Below are 15,015 nucleotides of genomic sequence, written 5' to 3' on the forward strand. Positions count from 1 at the left end.
GTCCCGAATGGACACCACGACCGGCGTCATCCACCCCGGCGACGGAACGAACCTCGGCGCGATCGGGCTGGGCATCCACGCCCGGCTCACCGGCGCCGACACGAAAGGCGCGTACTCCCTGTTCGAATACGTGGTGCCGCCGGGCCTCGGCGGCCCGCCGACCCACATCCACAGCCGCGAAGACGAGCTGTTCACGTGCGTGCGGGGCCGCGTCGAGGTCGAGCTCGACGGCGTCCGGCACGTCCTCGGCCCGGGCGATTCGCTGCTGATGCCGCGCGGCGTGCCGCACGTGTTCCGCAACCCGTTCGACGAGGAGACGCGCGTCATCGCGGTGGTTTCCCCGCCGGGGCTGGAGAACTACTACCGCGAGCTGTCCGAGCTGCCGCCGGGCCGCGACATGGAGCTGGTGGCGGAAGTGATGACCCGCTACGGCTTGGCGCTGCAGAAGTGAACCACGAACGCATGGTCCGCGAGATGTGCGCGGCGGTCGACGCGGGGGACGCGCCGGCCTTCGCGTCGTGGTTCGCCGAGGAGGCGACGTACGTGTTCGCCAACGACGAGCCGCTGACCGGCCGCGCCGCGATCACCGCGGCGACGGCCGGTGCGGCAGGGGCCCTGCCGTGGGTGCGGCACGTCGTCGACCAGGTGGCGCTCGTGGGGGAGGACCAGCTGTTCTGCCGCTTCACGATCGAAACGGAGTCCCCGGTGGGCAAGCCGCTGGCCCTGCCGTGTGTGACGGTGATTTGGCTGTCGGGCGAGCAAGTCGTCGACTACCGCGTCCACCTGGACCTCACCCCGGCGCTGGCGCCTCGCCACGTATGAACGCCGGCCCCGGATCGGTTACGCCGCCTGGTCGGCGGTGGCCGTCGCGGGGAGCCCGACCAGGATCCGGTATTGCGCCTCGAAAGTCGCGAGCGCGCCGGCGATGTCGTGCCCGGCGATGATCGTGCGGGACGCCTCGCCCATGCGGGCGCGCGCGGCCGGGTCGGCGGCCAGGTCGGCGAGCCACCGGGAGATCGTCGTGATCGCGCCCGGGGTGAACAGGTAGCCGTTTTCGCCGTGGTGGACCAGGTGGGGCAGGGCGAGCGCGTCGGCGGCGACGACCGGGAGGCCCGCGGCCATGGCCTCCATCGTGGCGAGGCTCTGCAGCTCGGCGGTCCCCGGCATGCAGAAGACGTCGGCCGCGGCGTAGCGGTGCACGAGCTCGGCGTCGGGGACGAACCCGTGGAACGTCACGCGGCCGGCGACGCCCAGCTCGGCGGCGAGGTCTTCGAGCTCGCGGCGGCGGGTGCCGTCCCCGACGAGGTCGGCGCGGACGTGCGGCAGCGGCGCGAGGGCGCGCAGCAGCTGGTCGATGTTCTTCTCCGCGTCGAGCCGGCCGACGAACAGGACCGACATCGGCCGGTCGGCCGGGCGGGCCGGTGCGGCGTAGTGGGCGAGGTCGATGCCGCACGACACGACCTGGGCCGGCCGGTCGAGGCCGATCCCCGCGAGGACTTCGGCCGCGCGCGGGGTCGGCGTGGTGATGATGCGGGCGTCGCGGTAGACGCGCACGAGGTCCTTCCAGGCCCAGCGGGCGAGCGCGTCCTTGACGCGCCGGGGGAACGGCGTGTAGCCGAGGAGGTTGTCCGGCATGAAGTGGTTGGTGGCCATGCCGGGGACAGCGCGTTCGGCGGCGGCTTCGAGCAGGGTGCGGCCGACGCCGAAGTGGGCTTGGACGTGGACGACGTCCGGGCGGACGCGGTCCAGGATCTCGCCGACCGCCGGCCGGGCGCCGCCGGGCGTGCAGAACCGGTAGTTGCCGTGGAAGGGGATGGCGCGCGAGCGGAGCCGGTGGATCGTGTAGCCGTCGCGCGGCTCGGTGCGGGCCGGGCCGTCGTCGGAGGGGCAGACGACGTGGACGTCGTGGCCGCGGCCGGCGAGGCCGCGGGCGAGGCGCTCGGCGAAGAACGCGGCGCCGTTGATGTCGGGCGGGAACGTGTCGGCGCCGATCAGAACGCGAAGGCCGGTCGGGTGCACGGGATTCTCCTCGGATTTCGGTGGGACGTGCCGAACGGCGCCGGCGAGCACGCGCACACCGGCGAGAGCGACGACCGCGGCGAGCGCGGCCGCGGGCTGGGGAACCTCGCCGTAGGCCAGCGCGGCCACGGCGACGGCGGTGAGCGGATCGAGCACGGTCGTCGTGCCGACGACGACGGCGGTGGACCCGGCGGCGTAGGCGCGGTGCAGGAGCACGCCACCGGCGCCGAGCAGCAGCAGGGCCTGGCCACCGAGGAGGACCGCGGTCACGAGCGGTTGCGACGCGGCGGCGTGCACGACCGAGGAGCCGAGTCCGAAGAGGACGGCCGCGGCGGCGGCGAGCGCGGCGCACCCGGCCCGGGCGAACCAGGCGAGCCCCGCGACGGCGAACCCGGTCACCGCAACGACTTCGGCCGTCCCCGCGCTGATGGTCGTGGCGGGGGTGGCCGAGGCCGAGAGGACCACGAACCCGGCAATGCCCGCCACGACGAGCACGACCGCGGTGACGACCCGGCGGTCGCGGGCCCGCCGTCCGAAAAGGACGGTCAGGACCAGGCTGAACACCCCGAGCGGCTGGACGACCGGGAGCGGGGCCAGCGAGAGAGCGACGACGTGGAGAAGACTGCCGCCGACCGCGAGGCCGGTACCGGCCCACCAGCCGGGGGAGCGCAGCAGCCGGGCGAGGGCACGCAGGCCGGGAGCGCCGTCGACGGCGAGCTCGGTGACTTCGGCATGCTGCCGGATAGCGGCGACGGCGAAAAGCACGGCAGCGACGAGGGCGCAAGCGATGGCGAGGGCGGTCATCGGACGGCCCGCCGAGGTTCGGCGACTGGGGTTTCGATCGGCGTGCAGAACAGCGCGGCGATGGCGGTCATTGCGCGGCCCCGCCGGGGCTTGGCCACTGCGGCTGCGTTTGGCGTGCCGAGCAGCGCGGCGATGGCGGTCATCGGACGGCCCGCCCAGACTCGGCCACCGCGGCTTCGATCGGCGCCTCGACCGGACCAACCGCCCCCGCCGCGCGGCGCAAGGCGATCGCCATCGTGGCCACGATCAAGAACTCCGCCAGCAGCGCCGCCCGTTCGAGCAATCCGGCCGGAAGCCACTCCACCACCTGCGCCGTCCCGAACGCGGCCGCCGTCACGACTCCGGCCAGCGCGCCGCGCCGGAGGGTCGGGGCCGCGCCTGACCAGCGAGGCTCGGCGCGCAACCGTGTGCTCAACGTCCACGCCGCGAGCGGCAAGCTGGCGAACAACATCGCCCCGCCCGCGCGGTGGATCTCGCCGGACACCGTCGGTTCCGCCGCGCTGACGTTGCTCCGGAAGACCAGCACCACCGCCATCCCGGCCGCCCACAGCAGGAACAGCGTGCTCACCAGCGGGCTAACCGGCAGAGCTGCCCGCCGCGCGGCGATCGCCAGCGCGGCCGCGGCGGCGAGCAGCAGCAGGATGGCCGCCGTGAACAGGGGCCGGCCGCCGCGGTGCCAGGCGTAGTCGCTCACCGGGTCGCGCCACGGGCTGACGTCGCCCGCGAACCCGAACGTCAACCCCGCGATGATCGCCTGCGCGACCGCGGCCATGACCAGTGTCAGCGTCGGCGCGAGCGCGATCCGTGTCGTCACCCTTCAGACAGTGCTGACCGTCCATGAGAGTTCGATGAAGATCGCGCGGGGTTTCCTTAAGAAGCGGCCGGCGGGAAGACGAGGTCGAACCGGGCGCCCCCGCCGTCGGACCGGGAGGCCGTGGCCCGCCCGCCGTGCTGGGTGACGACCTGCTCGACGATGGCCAGCCCCAGCCCCGAACCCGGGAGCGCCCGGGCGGCGTCGGCCCGGTAGAACCGCTCGAACACGTGCGGCAGATCAGCCTCGGGGATGCCCGGACCTTCGTCGTCGACCCGGACGCGCACCGCCTCGCCCTCGACCGACATGGTCACCCGCACCTTGCCCCCGGCCGGCGACCACTTGGCGGCGTTGTCGAGCACGTTCAGCACCGCCCGCTCGAGCGCGGCCGGCCGGGCGAGCACGTCGGCCTCGGCCAGCTCGGCCTCGAACACGACGTTCGGCCACCGCGACCGGGTGCGTTCGACGGCCGCGGTGACGACGTCGGCCAGGGCCAGGCGCTCCTCGGCTTCGCTCGGCCGTTCCCCGGTGGACAGCTCGACCAGCTCGCCGATCAACGCCGTCAGCTCGACGGCCTGGGTGTCGAGGTCGGTCAGCAGCCGGGAGCGGTCGTCGGCCGAAAGCTGCCGCTGAGGGTTCGCGTCCGCGTGGATCAGCAGCTCGATGTTGTTGCGCAGGCTCGTCAACGGCGTCCGCAGCTCGTGCCCGGCGTCCTCGACCAGCCGCCGCTGCTCGTCGCGGGAGCGGCTCAGCGCGGAGAGCATCGCGTTGAACGACGTCGCCAGCCGCCCGATCTCGCCGGACGCGGTGACGTCGATCGCCGCCGACAGCTCCTGCGTGCGAGCCACGTTCTCGGCGGCGGAGGAGAGGTCGTCGACAGGCTGGAGTGCCGAGCGGGCGACCGCCCGGCCGACCACCGTGGCGCCGAGCACCCCGGCGGCGGACACCACGAGCAGCCAGAAACCCAGCCGGCCCAGCGCGTCCTCGACGTCTTCGGAGTCCTGGGCGACCTGGACCGTGCCCCCGTCGGCCCGCGGACCCGACCAGATGCGGAACCGGTCGCCCTCGTCGCGGTGGACGTCGACCGCCCGGCTGGCGGAGTACGGCGCTTCCGGCGGCGGGAGCGGGAGCCGCGGGATCGCGCCCGCGGTTCCGATGACCGTGCCGGCGGCCGAGTCGAACTGGACGGTCAGGCCGTTGTGCCGGTCGGGCCCGGGCTTGGCGGTGGTGGCGATCAGGGTCGAGAGGGCTTCCTCCGGCGTGGCGGCTTTCGCGGCGAGCTGGGTGTAGGACTGCAGCCGGGCGTCGAACTGGTCGTAGAGGTCGGCCCGGGTGATGCCCCAGGAGATCGCCGAGACCGTCACCACGGTGAGCGCGACCGCGGCGGCCACCAGGACGCCGAGCCGGGCGCGCAGGGACAGCGTCTTCCAGCGGGGCCGCCTCACAGCGGCTCCTCGCGCAGCACGTAGCCGACGCCGCGCACCGTGTGCAGCAGGCGGGACCGGCCGTCGGCCTCCAGCTTGCGGCGCAGGTAGCTGACGTAGACGTCGAGCCCGTTGGACGCGGCCCCGAAGTCGTAGCCCCAGACGTTCTCGAACATCACCGAGCGGGTGAGCACGATCCGGGGGTGGCGGAGGAACGTTTCGAGCATCGCGAACTCGGTGCGGGTCAGGTGCAGCGCGCGGTCGCCGCGGAAGACCTCGCGGGTGGCCGGGTCGAGGGTGACGTCGGCGAACCGCAGCACCGCGGGCGCGGCCGGCGCGGGCGGGACGTGGTACTCGGTGCGGCGCAGCAGCGCGCGGACCCGGGCCAGCAGTTCCTGCAGGGCGAACGGCTTGACGAGGTAGTCGTCGGCGCCCGCGTCGAGGCCGGCGACCCGGTCGGTGACGGCGGTCCGCGCGGTCAGCATGAGGACCGGCACGGTGTTGCCTTCCGCGCGCAGCACCCGGCACACCTCGAGGCCGCCGAGCACCGGCATCGTGACGTCGAGCAGCACGCCGTCGGGGTTCTCGTCGCGGATCATGGTGAGCCCGGCGGCGCCGTCGCCCGCGGTGGCGACCGTGTAGCCCTCGAACCGCAGCGTGCGCGACAGCGAGTCCTGCACGGCCGTCTCGTCGTCGACGATCACCAAGTGCACCCGGCGTCCCTTCGTCCCGCTGCTGATGACACACGGTAACTGTAGTTGAGGTTCTCGCCGGGCAGCCGAACTCTCATCGAAGATTAACGATCGCGGCGGCCCGTTCCGGTTTTCCGCGGTTAGCCTCGGGAGGGTCCATTTCGAAGCGGAGGAGGACATCATGACCGAGAACGCGCCGGGAACCGCTGCGCCCGAAGGGATCCGCTGCTCGGATGCGGAACGTGAGCAGGTCCGGGCCGCCCTCTGCGCCGCGGCCGGGGAAGGCCGGCTGACGATGGCCGAGGTCGAGGAGCGCCTGGGCCGGGTGGAAGAGCTGCGCTACCGGCACGAACTGGCCGCGGTGACCGCCGACCTGCCCGCCCCGGAGCAGCGCTCCCCCGTGGGGTGGCGGCAGATCCTCGCCGCCGCGGGCGCGGCGCTCGCCGCGGAGTTCGCCGTGCTGCGCGGCCGGACGCCGGAACCCACGCCCGGCCGCCGCCGGCTGCTGGTCATCGCCACCGTCCTCATCGGACTCTTCGTCACCGCGGCGATCGTCCTGAGCGCCGTGCACGGTTTCGGGCCGGACGGCTTCGAAGGCCACGACCCGGGCGAGGCCTTCGAACACGCCCACGGCGGCTGACCGCCGGCCTCACGAACCGAGCTGGCGGCGTTCGAGGGCGTACGACAGCGTGTTGACCGCCAAGGCCGCGCCGGCCACCACTGTCTGCGGTCCACGCCAGCGAGGTGGCTCGGTTTCCCCGGTGGCCGGGCGGGCCCGGTCGAACAACGCCGTGCCCGGGTACAGCGTGGCCGACAGCTGCGTGACCCAGTAGACCGACGCCGCCGCTGTTGCCACCTGCAGGCGCGCCTTCGTCCACGGGCCGCGGCGGACCCACAGCAAGTACGTCGCGGCCGCGCCGAGGACCGCGCCCGTGCTCATCGTCTGCGCGTTGTGGAACTTGGCGTGCGGCGGCCAGTCCGGGTTGTGGATGTGGGTTTCGTTCCAGTCGAAGCGGTACGAGCCGCACGCCGACCACACCGCGCTGAGCGTGAGCAGGACCTTGCCCGTGCTGACGCGCGTGCTCATGCGAACGCCCCGGCGTGCTCGGCCGCCCACTGCGCGAACGACCGCGGCTCGCGGCCCAGAACCCGGTGCGCCGTCGAGGTTGCCGGTGACTCGCCGCGCGCCGAAGCGGTGATGAACTGGACGATCGACTTCGCGACCTCGGGCGGCTGGAAGCGCTCGAAGTGCTGCTGGGCTTGGGCGGGCGTGAGCTCCTCGACCCGGATGGGCCGCCCGGCGGCCTCGGCGAGGAGTTCGACTTGACGCCGTTGGGAAATCAGCACGCCGCCGGTCAGCAGGTCGGTCACGCCGTCGGTGCCGGGGTCGAGCAGCGCCGCGACCGCGACCGCGGCGATGTCGCGCTCGTGGATCGGCGCGGTGACCGCGTCGGCGTGCAGCAGTCGGACGATGCCGGTCTCGCGGACCGGACGCGCCCAGCCGAGCGCGTTGTTCGCCAGCACCAGCGGCCGGATCGGCGTCCACTTCAGCCCGGACGTCCCGAAGATCCGCTCGATGCCGCGGTGGTGCTCGGTCACCGCGTTCCCGCGGGCGGACGGCAGCAGCACACTGCCGGACGACAGGAGCACCACGTGCTCGACCCCGGCCGCGAGCGCCGCTTCGGCGAAGGCCGCCGTTCCTTCCGCGGTGGCGTACAAGAACACCTGACGCACGCCGGCCAGCGCGGCCCGCAGCGTCTCCGGTGCGGCGAGGTCGGCGGCGACCACCGGGACGCCGCCCGGCAGCCCGGCCGCGGCGGGGTCGCGCACCGAGGCGCGGACCGGCTCGCCCGCGTCGCGCAGTTGGTCCAGGACGTGGCGCCCGATGCTCCCGCGGGCGCCGATCACGAGGGTCGTCACGAGGGTTTCTCCTTGTCCGAGGTGTCTTCGGCCAGCATGCGCGGCCACGGCTCGTCGCATCCATCAAGAAGCTGGAAACCGCGATTTATCGCCAAATAGATCTCGACCGTGCGACCATTCCTCCATGGTCGACCGGATCGACACGCAAGTCCTCCACGCACTGCAGTGCCATCCGCGGGTCACCTTCCGGCGCCTGGCGCAGCTGATCGGGGTGTCCGAGCAGACGGTCGCCCGCCGCTACCAGGCGCTGCGCCGGGACGGCGTGCTGCGGGTGCTCGGGCGGGTCGCGCCGGCCTCGCGGCGCCACGACGAGTGGGTGGCCCGGATCCGGTGCCGCCCCGACCGCGTCGACGCCGTCGCCGACGCGCTCGCCCGGCGCTCCGACGTCTCGTTCGCCCACGTCACCTCCGGCGGCGCGGAGGTCATGTGCCTGGTCCGGGCCGGCGCCGGCACCGACGTCCTGCTGCAGCGGCTGCCGAAGTCCGTGTCCGTCCTCGGGGTGCGGATCGACCTGCTGCTGCACCGGTTCGGGCCGCCCGGCACCTCGGACTGGACCGGCTACGACGGCCGCCTGACCCCGGAGCAGGAGCAGGCCCTGCGCGCCGAGCTCCCGCCGGTCACCGGGCCGCCCGTCGAGCCGGCCGCGGAGGACGCGCCGCTGCTGGCGATGCTGGCCCGGGACGGCCGGGCCGCCCACTCGCGGCTCGCCCGCGAGACGGGGTGGACCCAGACCCGGGTGGCGCGGCGCCTGGAGGTCCTGGAGTCCTCCGGCACGCTGTACTACGACGTCGACCTGCTGCCCGAACGGCTCGGCTACCACTCCCACGCGACCGTGTGGATCCGCGTCGCCCCACGGCACCTGGAGGAGGTCGGGGAGGAGCTCGCGCGGCACGACGAAGTCGCCGTGACGCTCGCGGTCAGCGGACCGGACAACCTGATGGCCGTCGTGATCTGCCGGGATTCCGACGGTCTCTACCGGTACCTGACCACGCGCATCGCGAAGCTGCGGGCCATCGAGGGGTACGAGGTCAGCGTCCGGGTCCGGCCGCTGAAACAGGCGGGTTCCCTCATCGCCGGCGGCCGCCTGTTCGCCGGAACCGCCGGCTGAAGCCGTCGACCGCTATACGATCCGGGCACTGATCCGGACCGATGAGCAGGGGGACGCAAGTGACCGGAGTCAAGGTGCTGGTGGCCGGGGCGAGCATCGCGGGGCCCGCGCTGGCCCACTGGCTGCGCCGGCGGGGGGCCGAGGTCACCGTCGTGGAGCGGGCGCCCGGGCTGCGCCCCGGTGGGCAGGCGGTGGACGCGCGCGGGGTGACCAGGGAAGTCATCCGGCGGATGGGGCTGGACGCGGCCGTGCGCGCGGCTCGCACCGAAACCGCGGGCGCGCACACCGTGGCCGCGGACGGGACCGTGCTGGAGACCTTCAGCGCCGAGGACGACGGCGGCGACGGCTACATCTCGGAGATCGAAATCCTGCGCGGGGACCTGTCGCAGGTGCTCTACGACGACACGCGCGACGGTGTCGAGTACGTCTTCGACGACCGGATCGCCGAGCTCACCCAGGACGCCGACGGCGTCGACGTGGTCTTCGCGAGCGGCGACCGGCGGCGCTTCGACCTGGTGGTCGGGGCGGACGGGCTGCACTCCGCGCTGCGAGGGATGGTCTTCGGGCCGCACGACGAGTGCGTCCGGCACCTCGGGCACGTGCTGGCCTTCTACAGCGTGCCCAACGAGTTCGGGCTCGACCGCCACGTGCTCGAGCACCAGGAACCCGGGCGCTCGGCGATGTTGCGGCCGATCGGGGACGCCACCCGCGCGATGGCCATGTTCTCCTTCGTCTCGCCCGACTTCGCCGTCGACTACCGCGACGTCGAAGGGCAGAAGCGCCTGCTGCGCGAGCGGGTGGCCGGTCTGGGCTGGCTGACGCCGCAGCTGCTCGAGCACCTGGACGACAGCCCCGACTTCTACCTCGACCAGGTCGCCCAGGTCGTTTTGGACCGCTGGTCGGACGGCCGGGTGGCGCTGCTCGGGGACGCGGCGTTCAGCTCGTCGCCGCTGTCCGGGCAGGGCACCGGGCTGGCGCTGGTCGGCGCCTACCTGCTGGCCGGGGAGCTGGCCGTCGCCGGGTGGGACCCGGCGGTGGCGTTCGCCGCGTACGAAGAGCGGATGCGTCCGTTCGTCGAGGCGAACCAGGAGATCGGCCGGCTGCACGCGAAGATGCGGGGCATCCCCGACCCGGACGCCGAGCCGGCCCCGGAGCCCGACATGGCGGCGCTCACCGACCTGGTCGAGCGCGCGCTCAACGGTGTCGAGCTGCCGGACTACGCGGAGGCGCCGGACTCGGGGGCCTCGATCACTTCGTAGGCCCGCGGTCGCGCCGCGCACGTCCGGGCGGCCAGAATGATCGGGTGCCGGACTCCGAGATCACCCGAGTCGGCGTGGTGGCGCACCCCCGCAAGCCGGTGCGCGACTCCGTCGAAGTGCTCGTCTCCCACGCCGCGCGCCACGGGGTCGAGCTCGTGGCGCGGGAAACCGATGCCGCGCAGGTCGGGGCCGGCGTGGCGGTGGTGTCCGACGCCGCGTTCGCGGCCGGGGTCGACGCCATCGTCAGCCTCGGCGGGGACGGGACGATGCTGGGCGCGCTGCGGCTGGCCGTGGACCGGCCGGTGCCGGTGCTCGGGGTGAACTACGGCAACGTCGGGTTCCTGGTCGAGATCACCCCGGCGGAGCTCGCCGGGGCGCTCGACCGGCTGCAGGCGGGGGACTTCGAGGTCGAACCGCACAGCTGCGTCGCGCTGGCGGCGGGCGACGCGGCCGTGGTCGCGTTCAACGACGTCGTCGTCGGCGGGGCCGAGCCCGGCGCGACGGTGGAGGTCGACCTGCTGGTCGACGGGACGCAGTTCGGGTACTACCGCTGCGACGCGCTGATCCTGAGCACGCCGACCGGTTCGACCGCCTACAACTACGCGGCCGGCGGGCCGGTGATCTCCCCGGCGGCGGAGGTGCTGGCGGTGACGCCGGTCGCGTCGATGTCGGGCGTCAGCCGCTCGATAGTGCTGCCGGCTCGTGACGTCGTCACGCTGCGCGGAGTGGCCGGCAGCGCGCCGCCGATGCTGCGCGTCGACGGCAACGCGTGGCGGCCCCTGGAGCCGGCCACCCCGCTGACGGCGACCCTGCGCCCGGACGCGGCCCAGGTCGTGCGCCTGGATCCGGGCCGGCACGCCCAGCGCAGCCGCGTCAAGCTCAGCCTCCTCGACCTGCCGCTGCGGCCGGAGCAGATGGCCGAGCTGCTGCCCGCGGAGGTGCGGGAGGACTTGGCCCGGCTCCGGAAACGCCGGCAGCTGCCGGCTGAACCCGGCTTCCGAGATCCTCTGATCGACTGATGTCTCGCGTCCGCGATCGCGGCACCGTTGCGGCATGAAGGTGAACGGGATCGAGAAGACCCACCCGGACCGGCTGCCGCTCGGCGAGGCTCCGGATGCCCACGACCAGTGGAACTTCGCGGCGCGCCGCGAAACCCCGACCCAGCGGCTCGACCGGAACTACGCCGAGATACTGCAGGAAGTGCGGGTGGCGCAGACCGGGGTGCAGCTGCTGCTCGCGTTCCTGCTCACCGTCGCCTTCACGCCGCGCTTCGCGACGCTGACCGAGTTCGAACGGCGCGTCTACGTGGCCGCGCTCGTGCTCGGGGCCGCCGCCACCGCGTTGCTGATCGCGCCGGCCGCGTTCCACCGGCTGGTGTTCCAGCGGCGGCTCAAGCAGCAGCTCGTGCACGCCTCCAGCCGGTTCGCCCTGTACGGGCTGACGCTGCTGATGCTCTCCATCGGCTCCGCGCTGCTGCTGATCCTCAGCGTCACGCTCGGGCCCGCGCTCGCCGGGTGGTTCACCGCCGGTGCGCTGGGCTGGTTCGCCCTGTGGTGGTTCGTCGTGCCGCTGTGGAGCCGGATCCGCCACTCCCGCTAACGCTCAGCCCGACGCCGACTTGCGGGTCGCTTCCCGCGCGATGTCGATGCGCGAGTGCACGCCGAGCTTGGCCAGGATGTGCGAGACGTGCGTGGCGACCGTGCGCGGGGACAGGAACAGCCGCGCCGCGATCTGCGGGTTCGACAGGCCTTCCACCACCAGGCCGGCGATCTTGGTCTCGGTCGGCGTGAGGCTCTCCCAGCCGTGCGTGGCCTGGCGGTGCTTCACCGTCGGGCCACGCCGGATCCCCAGCGCCCGGAAGCGGGCGCGCAGCCGCGCCACGTCCCGCTGCGCGCCCAAGCCCTCGAACAGGCCCAGCGCGTGGGTGAACGCGGCCCGCGCCGAACCGCGGTCGCCGGCTTCGGCGAACGCGGCCGCGGCGGCTTCCAGCGCCTGGGCGCGGGGGAGCGGACGGCCCGCGTCCCGGTAGCCGTCGGCCGCGCGCAGCAACGCGGCGGCGTCCCGTTCCGTCATTCCCCGGCAGTGGAGCCGCAGCGCCTGCCGGTGCGGGACTTCCGCACCGGCGGTGAACGCGTGGACCCGGGCCCCGATCCCGTCCGCGGTCGCGGTGTCGCCGGTTTCCACGGCCAGCCGGACGGCGTCCGCGAGCAGGCCCTCGCCTTCGTCCTCGCCCGCGAGCGCGGCGGTCAACGCGGCGAGCGCCCGGTCCGGTTCGCCGGCCTGCTCGAAGGCGTGGCCGCGCGCCAGCGTCAGCGATTCGACCACCCGGCCGCCGATCCGCTCCGCGCACGGGGCCGCCAACTCCAGGTGCCGGTGCGCCGCGGCCGTTTCGCCGCGGTGGAAGTGGATGATCGCGGCCACGCCGTGGTCGCAGCACGCCACGCTCGGATCCTTGAGGTCGTCGGGGACGACGTCCACCTCGGCCAGGGCGTCGTCCCACCGGCCGCTGCCCAGCAGCAGCTGGCCGAGCGCGCTCTGGGCCTGGGTCAGCCGCACGACGCTGCCGGCGCGGTCCGCCCGTTCGCGAGCGCGTTCGGCCGCGGCCAGCGCCTCCGGGTAGCGGTCGAGCGCGCCGAAGGTGACCGCCTGGTTGATGCGCAGCAGCAGTCCGAGGTCGGTGAGCGCGGGATCGTCCGCGGCCGTGGCCATCGCGCGGTCGAACAGCGGCAGCGCCTCGGCCCACTCGCCGCGCATCATCGCCACCAGGCTCAGCACGTGCAGGGCCCAGCCGGTCGCCCAAGGGTCTTCGCCCGCTTCGGCCAGCGCGGCGGTGGCGACCTTCGCGGCGGTGTCGACCTCGCCGAGGTCGCGGTGCGTCCGCGCGGTGAGCACCAGCAGCCGGGCCCGGTGCCGCGCGGGCAGGCCCGGGGTGCCCGCGGCTTCTCCCAGCGCCGCAAGGGATTCGGCGGAGCGGCCGGTCATCGCCCGGCACTGCGTGACCGTGGTGTGCAGGTCGACGAGCAGCTCGGGGTCGGCGGTCCGGGGCAGGGCGCGGGTGGCGACGCGCTCGGCGTCGGCGAAGTCGCCCACGCGGTAAAGGGCTTCGGCGAGCCGGCAGCTCAGCACGCCTGCCGCGGAGTCGCCGTCCCGCACCGCGCGGCGCAGCAGCGCGACCGCGACCTCCGGCGCCTGGCCGATCAACGGGGTGGCCGCCTCGCGCAGCCAGCCGACGACCCACCCGGGCACCGGTTCGCCGGGCGCCGGATCGGCCACCGACGGAAGCAGCTGCCGGGCGACTCGCTCGACCGGGGCGCCGGCCTCGGCCAGGGCCCGCGCGGCGGCCCGGTGCCAGACGACCCGCACGCCCGGCGGCAGCTCGTCGTACAAGGCTTGGCGGATCAAGGGGTGCCGGAACGCGAGGTCGTCGCCGGCGGTCATCAGGACGCCGGCCGCCCGGGCTTCGTCGAGCGCGGGCAGGAGCGCGGCCAGTTCGGCGTCCGCCACGACCGTCAGGTCCGCGACCGAGAAGCCGACGCCCAGCAGCGCGGCCGTCCGCAGCACGGTCCGCGTCGGTTCCGACAGGAAGCCGAGCCGGTCGGCGATCGCCTCCGGCAGCGAGTCGGGGATGGGCCCGCCGGTCAGCTCGGCGATCCCCGCCTCGTCGACGTCCAGGCAGGTGCCCCGGGTCAGCGCGTCGAGCAGTTCCGTGAGGTACAAGGGATTTCCGGCGGCCCCGTCGGCCAGCCGCTCCAGCCGGTCGCCGGGCTTGCCGCCGGCGAGCTTCGCCACCAGCTCCAGCGCCGCCGGTTCGGTGAGCCGGCCGACGCGCAGCCGTTCGGCGGGCCCGACGATCCGCCGCAGCGCCCGCAGGTCGTCGCGGCGCGGTACCGGCCGCAGCACGCCGATCAGGAGCAGCGGCAGCTGCCGGACCGAGCGGGCGAGCCGGCCCCAGACGGCCACGGTCGCGCGGTCGGCCCACTGCAGCTCGTCGACGACCAGGACCACCGGACCGGCGTGGCAGAGCTCGTCCACCAGGGTGAGCAGCTGCTCGGCGGCCGCGGCGGCGAGGTCGGCGCCCTTGCCCGGCGCGGTGTCGCCGCGCAGGAGCCCGGCGATGGCGCCGCGGCGGGGATCCGGTGCGGCGGCGGTGATCCGCAACGCGTCCAGCAGGGGGAGCAGGGGCAGCGCCTGGCCCAGTTCGTCACCGGCGCCCCGGTAGACCTGGCACCCCGCCCGCGCGGCGACCGCGGCGGCGGCTTGCACGAGGGCGGACTTGCCGATGCCCGGCTCCCCGTCCACCAGGACGGCGCGCCCGCGGCCGGCCGCCACGTCGTGCACCCAGCCCGCCAGCCGGGACAGCTCACCGTCCCGGCCGATCAGGAGGTCAGCACCGTCCGTGAGCGGTTGCACACGGTCGATAATAGAAGACGAACAGATGCTGAACAAGAGGTGTACGCGACGTAACCGTCCCGCTGGTCGGTCATCTGTCATTCCCATTTCGGAAACATCCGGTTCGGCCATTGTTCGGAAATCCGCCGAGGCGTGATATAGCCGCCTGCCGTTGGCGGGTCCTTAACCGTCCGTTGTCCGCCGGTTGTGCCGGCTCTGGGAACGTCCGCCTCGCCCGAAAGCCAGTTTCGCCCGATTGACCACCGGAGGAATGATGCGGGTTCGCCGAGCGGTCGCCACGGTCGCGTTGACCCTTTTCGCGGCTGGTGTCCTGGGTACTTCCGCCGCCTTCGCCGTCGCCGCCGGGAGCGCGGCTTCGACGGCGGTTCTCGCCGACCACCCCGCCGAGATGGGGTACAACGGCGTGTCACCCGACGAAATGGGCTACAACTAAGGGGTACGCCGACCCTGCGGCCGCGACCGGACACCATTCCGGGCGCGGCCGTTCCGGTTGTTCCGGCGAATTCCGGCAACGAACGAACGGGCGCGGCGGACTTTCCCGGGAGAAACGTCCGCTTCCCGCGGCGTT

General features: G+C 73.9%; 15 protein-coding genes. 8 read left to right on the plus strand and 7 right to left on the minus strand.

From position 1 onward, the window contains the following. The first annotated feature begins 7 nt into the window (after nt 1–7). Complete coding sequence (locus ACIRSS_RS04630; protein ID WP_400890472.1) at nt 8–451, plus strand: cupin domain-containing protein; 444 nt, start codon at nt 8–10, stop codon at nt 449–451. Then, complete coding sequence (locus ACIRSS_RS04635; RefSeq protein WP_400890474.1) at nt 448–822, plus strand: SgcJ/EcaC family oxidoreductase; 375 nt, start codon at nt 448–450, stop codon at nt 820–822. Before ACIRSS_RS04630 ends, ACIRSS_RS04635 begins: the two co-directional genes overlap by 4 nt. Nucleotides 823–840: 18 nt before the next feature. On the opposite strand, the gene ACIRSS_RS04640 is transcribed toward ACIRSS_RS04635, so the two are convergent. The 4 genes from ACIRSS_RS04640 to ACIRSS_RS04655 all read right to left on the minus strand — a co-directional run bounded on the left by ACIRSS_RS04640 (nt 841) and on the right by ACIRSS_RS04655 (nt 5,771). Beyond that, entirely contained in the window at nt 841–2,823 is a 1,983-nt protein-coding gene (locus ACIRSS_RS04640; protein WP_400890476.1) for a glycosyltransferase family 4 protein, read from the minus strand. A gap of 139 nt (nt 2,824–2,962) precedes the next feature. Continuing rightward, complete coding sequence (locus tag ACIRSS_RS04645; RefSeq protein ID WP_400890478.1) at nt 2,963–3,637, minus strand: DUF998 domain-containing protein; 675 nt, start codon at nt 3,635–3,637, stop codon at nt 2,963–2,965. A gap of 56 nt (nt 3,638–3,693) precedes the next feature. After that, nucleotides 3,694–5,079, minus strand: coding sequence for an ATP-binding protein (locus tag ACIRSS_RS04650; RefSeq protein ID WP_400890480.1), 1,386 nt, complete (start codon nt 5,077–5,079; stop codon nt 3,694–3,696). Continuing rightward, nucleotides 5,076–5,771, minus strand: a complete 696-nt coding sequence (locus ACIRSS_RS04655) for a response regulator transcription factor (RefSeq protein WP_400890481.1) — start codon at nt 5,769–5,771, stop codon at nt 5,076–5,078. The genes ACIRSS_RS04650 and ACIRSS_RS04655 overlap by 4 nt, the downstream gene beginning before the upstream one ends. A gap of 160 nt (nt 5,772–5,931) precedes the next feature. Between ACIRSS_RS04655 and ACIRSS_RS04660 the strand changes: the two genes are divergently transcribed. Beyond that, nucleotides 5,932–6,390, plus strand: coding sequence for a DUF1707 domain-containing protein (locus ACIRSS_RS04660; RefSeq protein ID WP_400890483.1), 459 nt, complete (start codon nt 5,932–5,934; stop codon nt 6,388–6,390). Nucleotides 6,391–6,399: 9 nt separating this feature from the next. On the opposite strand, the gene ACIRSS_RS04665 is transcribed toward ACIRSS_RS04660, so the two are convergent. After that, nucleotides 6,400–6,837 (minus strand): DUF6640 family protein, encoded by a 438-nt coding sequence (locus ACIRSS_RS04665; RefSeq protein ID WP_400890485.1) that lies wholly within the window; start codon nt 6,835–6,837, stop codon nt 6,400–6,402. Further along, the gene (locus ACIRSS_RS04670) at nt 6,834–7,670 is read right to left on the minus strand and encodes an NAD(P)H-binding protein (RefSeq protein ID WP_400890487.1); all 837 of its coding nucleotides are present in this window, start codon (nt 7,668–7,670) and stop codon (nt 6,834–6,836) included. Before ACIRSS_RS04670 ends, ACIRSS_RS04665 begins: the two co-directional genes overlap by 4 nt. A gap of 124 nt (nt 7,671–7,794) precedes the next feature. Here ACIRSS_RS04670 and ACIRSS_RS04675 point away from each other — a divergent pair, with 124 nt between their 5' ends. The 4 genes from ACIRSS_RS04675 to ACIRSS_RS04690 are packed head-to-tail and all read left to right on the plus strand — an operon-like array spanning nt 7,795 to nt 11,636. After that, nucleotides 7,795–8,778 (plus strand): Lrp/AsnC family transcriptional regulator, encoded by a 984-nt coding sequence (locus ACIRSS_RS04675; RefSeq protein WP_400890489.1) that lies wholly within the window; start codon nt 7,795–7,797, stop codon nt 8,776–8,778. A 59-nt stretch (nt 8,779–8,837) separates the two neighbouring features. Then, nucleotides 8,838–10,037 (plus strand): FAD-dependent monooxygenase, encoded by a 1,200-nt coding sequence (locus ACIRSS_RS04680; RefSeq protein ID WP_400890491.1) that lies wholly within the window; start codon nt 8,838–8,840, stop codon nt 10,035–10,037. Nucleotides 10,038–10,081: 44 nt separating this feature from the next. Beyond that, the gene (locus ACIRSS_RS04685; protein WP_400890493.1) at nt 10,082–11,056 is read left to right on the plus strand and encodes an NAD(+)/NADH kinase; all 975 of its coding nucleotides are present in this window, start codon (nt 10,082–10,084) and stop codon (nt 11,054–11,056) included. A gap of 34 nt (nt 11,057–11,090) precedes the next feature. Further along, nucleotides 11,091–11,636 (plus strand): DUF6328 family protein, encoded by a 546-nt coding sequence (locus ACIRSS_RS04690; RefSeq protein ID WP_400890494.1) that lies wholly within the window; start codon nt 11,091–11,093, stop codon nt 11,634–11,636. A 3-nt stretch (nt 11,637–11,639) separates the two neighbouring features. Here ACIRSS_RS04690 and ACIRSS_RS04695 read toward each other — a convergent pair whose 3' ends face one another. Further along, nucleotides 11,640–14,447 (minus strand): AAA family ATPase, encoded by a 2,808-nt coding sequence (locus tag ACIRSS_RS04695; RefSeq protein ID WP_400890495.1) that lies wholly within the window; start codon nt 14,445–14,447, stop codon nt 11,640–11,642. A gap of 253 nt (nt 14,448–14,700) precedes the next feature. Here ACIRSS_RS04695 and ACIRSS_RS04700 point away from each other — a divergent pair, with 253 nt between their 5' ends. After that, nucleotides 14,701–14,880, plus strand: a complete 180-nt coding sequence (locus ACIRSS_RS04700) for a hypothetical protein (RefSeq protein WP_400890497.1) — start codon at nt 14,701–14,703, stop codon at nt 14,878–14,880. The last annotated feature ends 135 nt before the right edge of the window (nt 14,881–15,015 follow it).

This window comes from Amycolatopsis sp. NPDC101161, assembly GCF_044768185.1.
GTDB lineage: Bacteria > Actinomycetota > Actinomycetes > Mycobacteriales > Pseudonocardiaceae > Amycolatopsis.

What these genes read in the sequence shown, in the direction of transcription:
- ACIRSS_RS04630 (WP_400890472.1), top strand. Translation starts at nt 8, where the DNA reads ATGGACACCACGACCGGCGTCATCCACCCCGGCGACGGAACGAACCTC.
- ACIRSS_RS04640 (WP_400890476.1), bottom strand. Translation starts at nt 2,823, where the DNA reads ATGACCGCCCTCGCCATCGCTTGCGCCCTCGTCGCTGCCGTGCTTTTC.
- ACIRSS_RS04660 (WP_400890483.1), top strand. Translation starts at nt 5,932, where the DNA reads ATGACCGAGAACGCGCCGGGAACCGCTGCGCCCGAAGGGATCCGCTGC.
- ACIRSS_RS04665 (WP_400890485.1), bottom strand. Translation starts at nt 6,837, where the DNA reads ATGAGCACGCGCGTCAGCACGGGCAAGGTCCTGCTCACGCTCAGCGCG.
- ACIRSS_RS04675 (WP_400890489.1), top strand. Translation starts at nt 7,795, where the DNA reads ATGGTCGACCGGATCGACACGCAAGTCCTCCACGCACTGCAGTGCCAT.
- ACIRSS_RS04690 (WP_400890494.1), top strand. Translation starts at nt 11,091, where the DNA reads ATGAAGGTGAACGGGATCGAGAAGACCCACCCGGACCGGCTGCCGCTC.
- ACIRSS_RS04700 (WP_400890497.1), top strand. Translation starts at nt 14,701, where the DNA reads ATGCGGGTTCGCCGAGCGGTCGCCACGGTCGCGTTGACCCTTTTCGCG.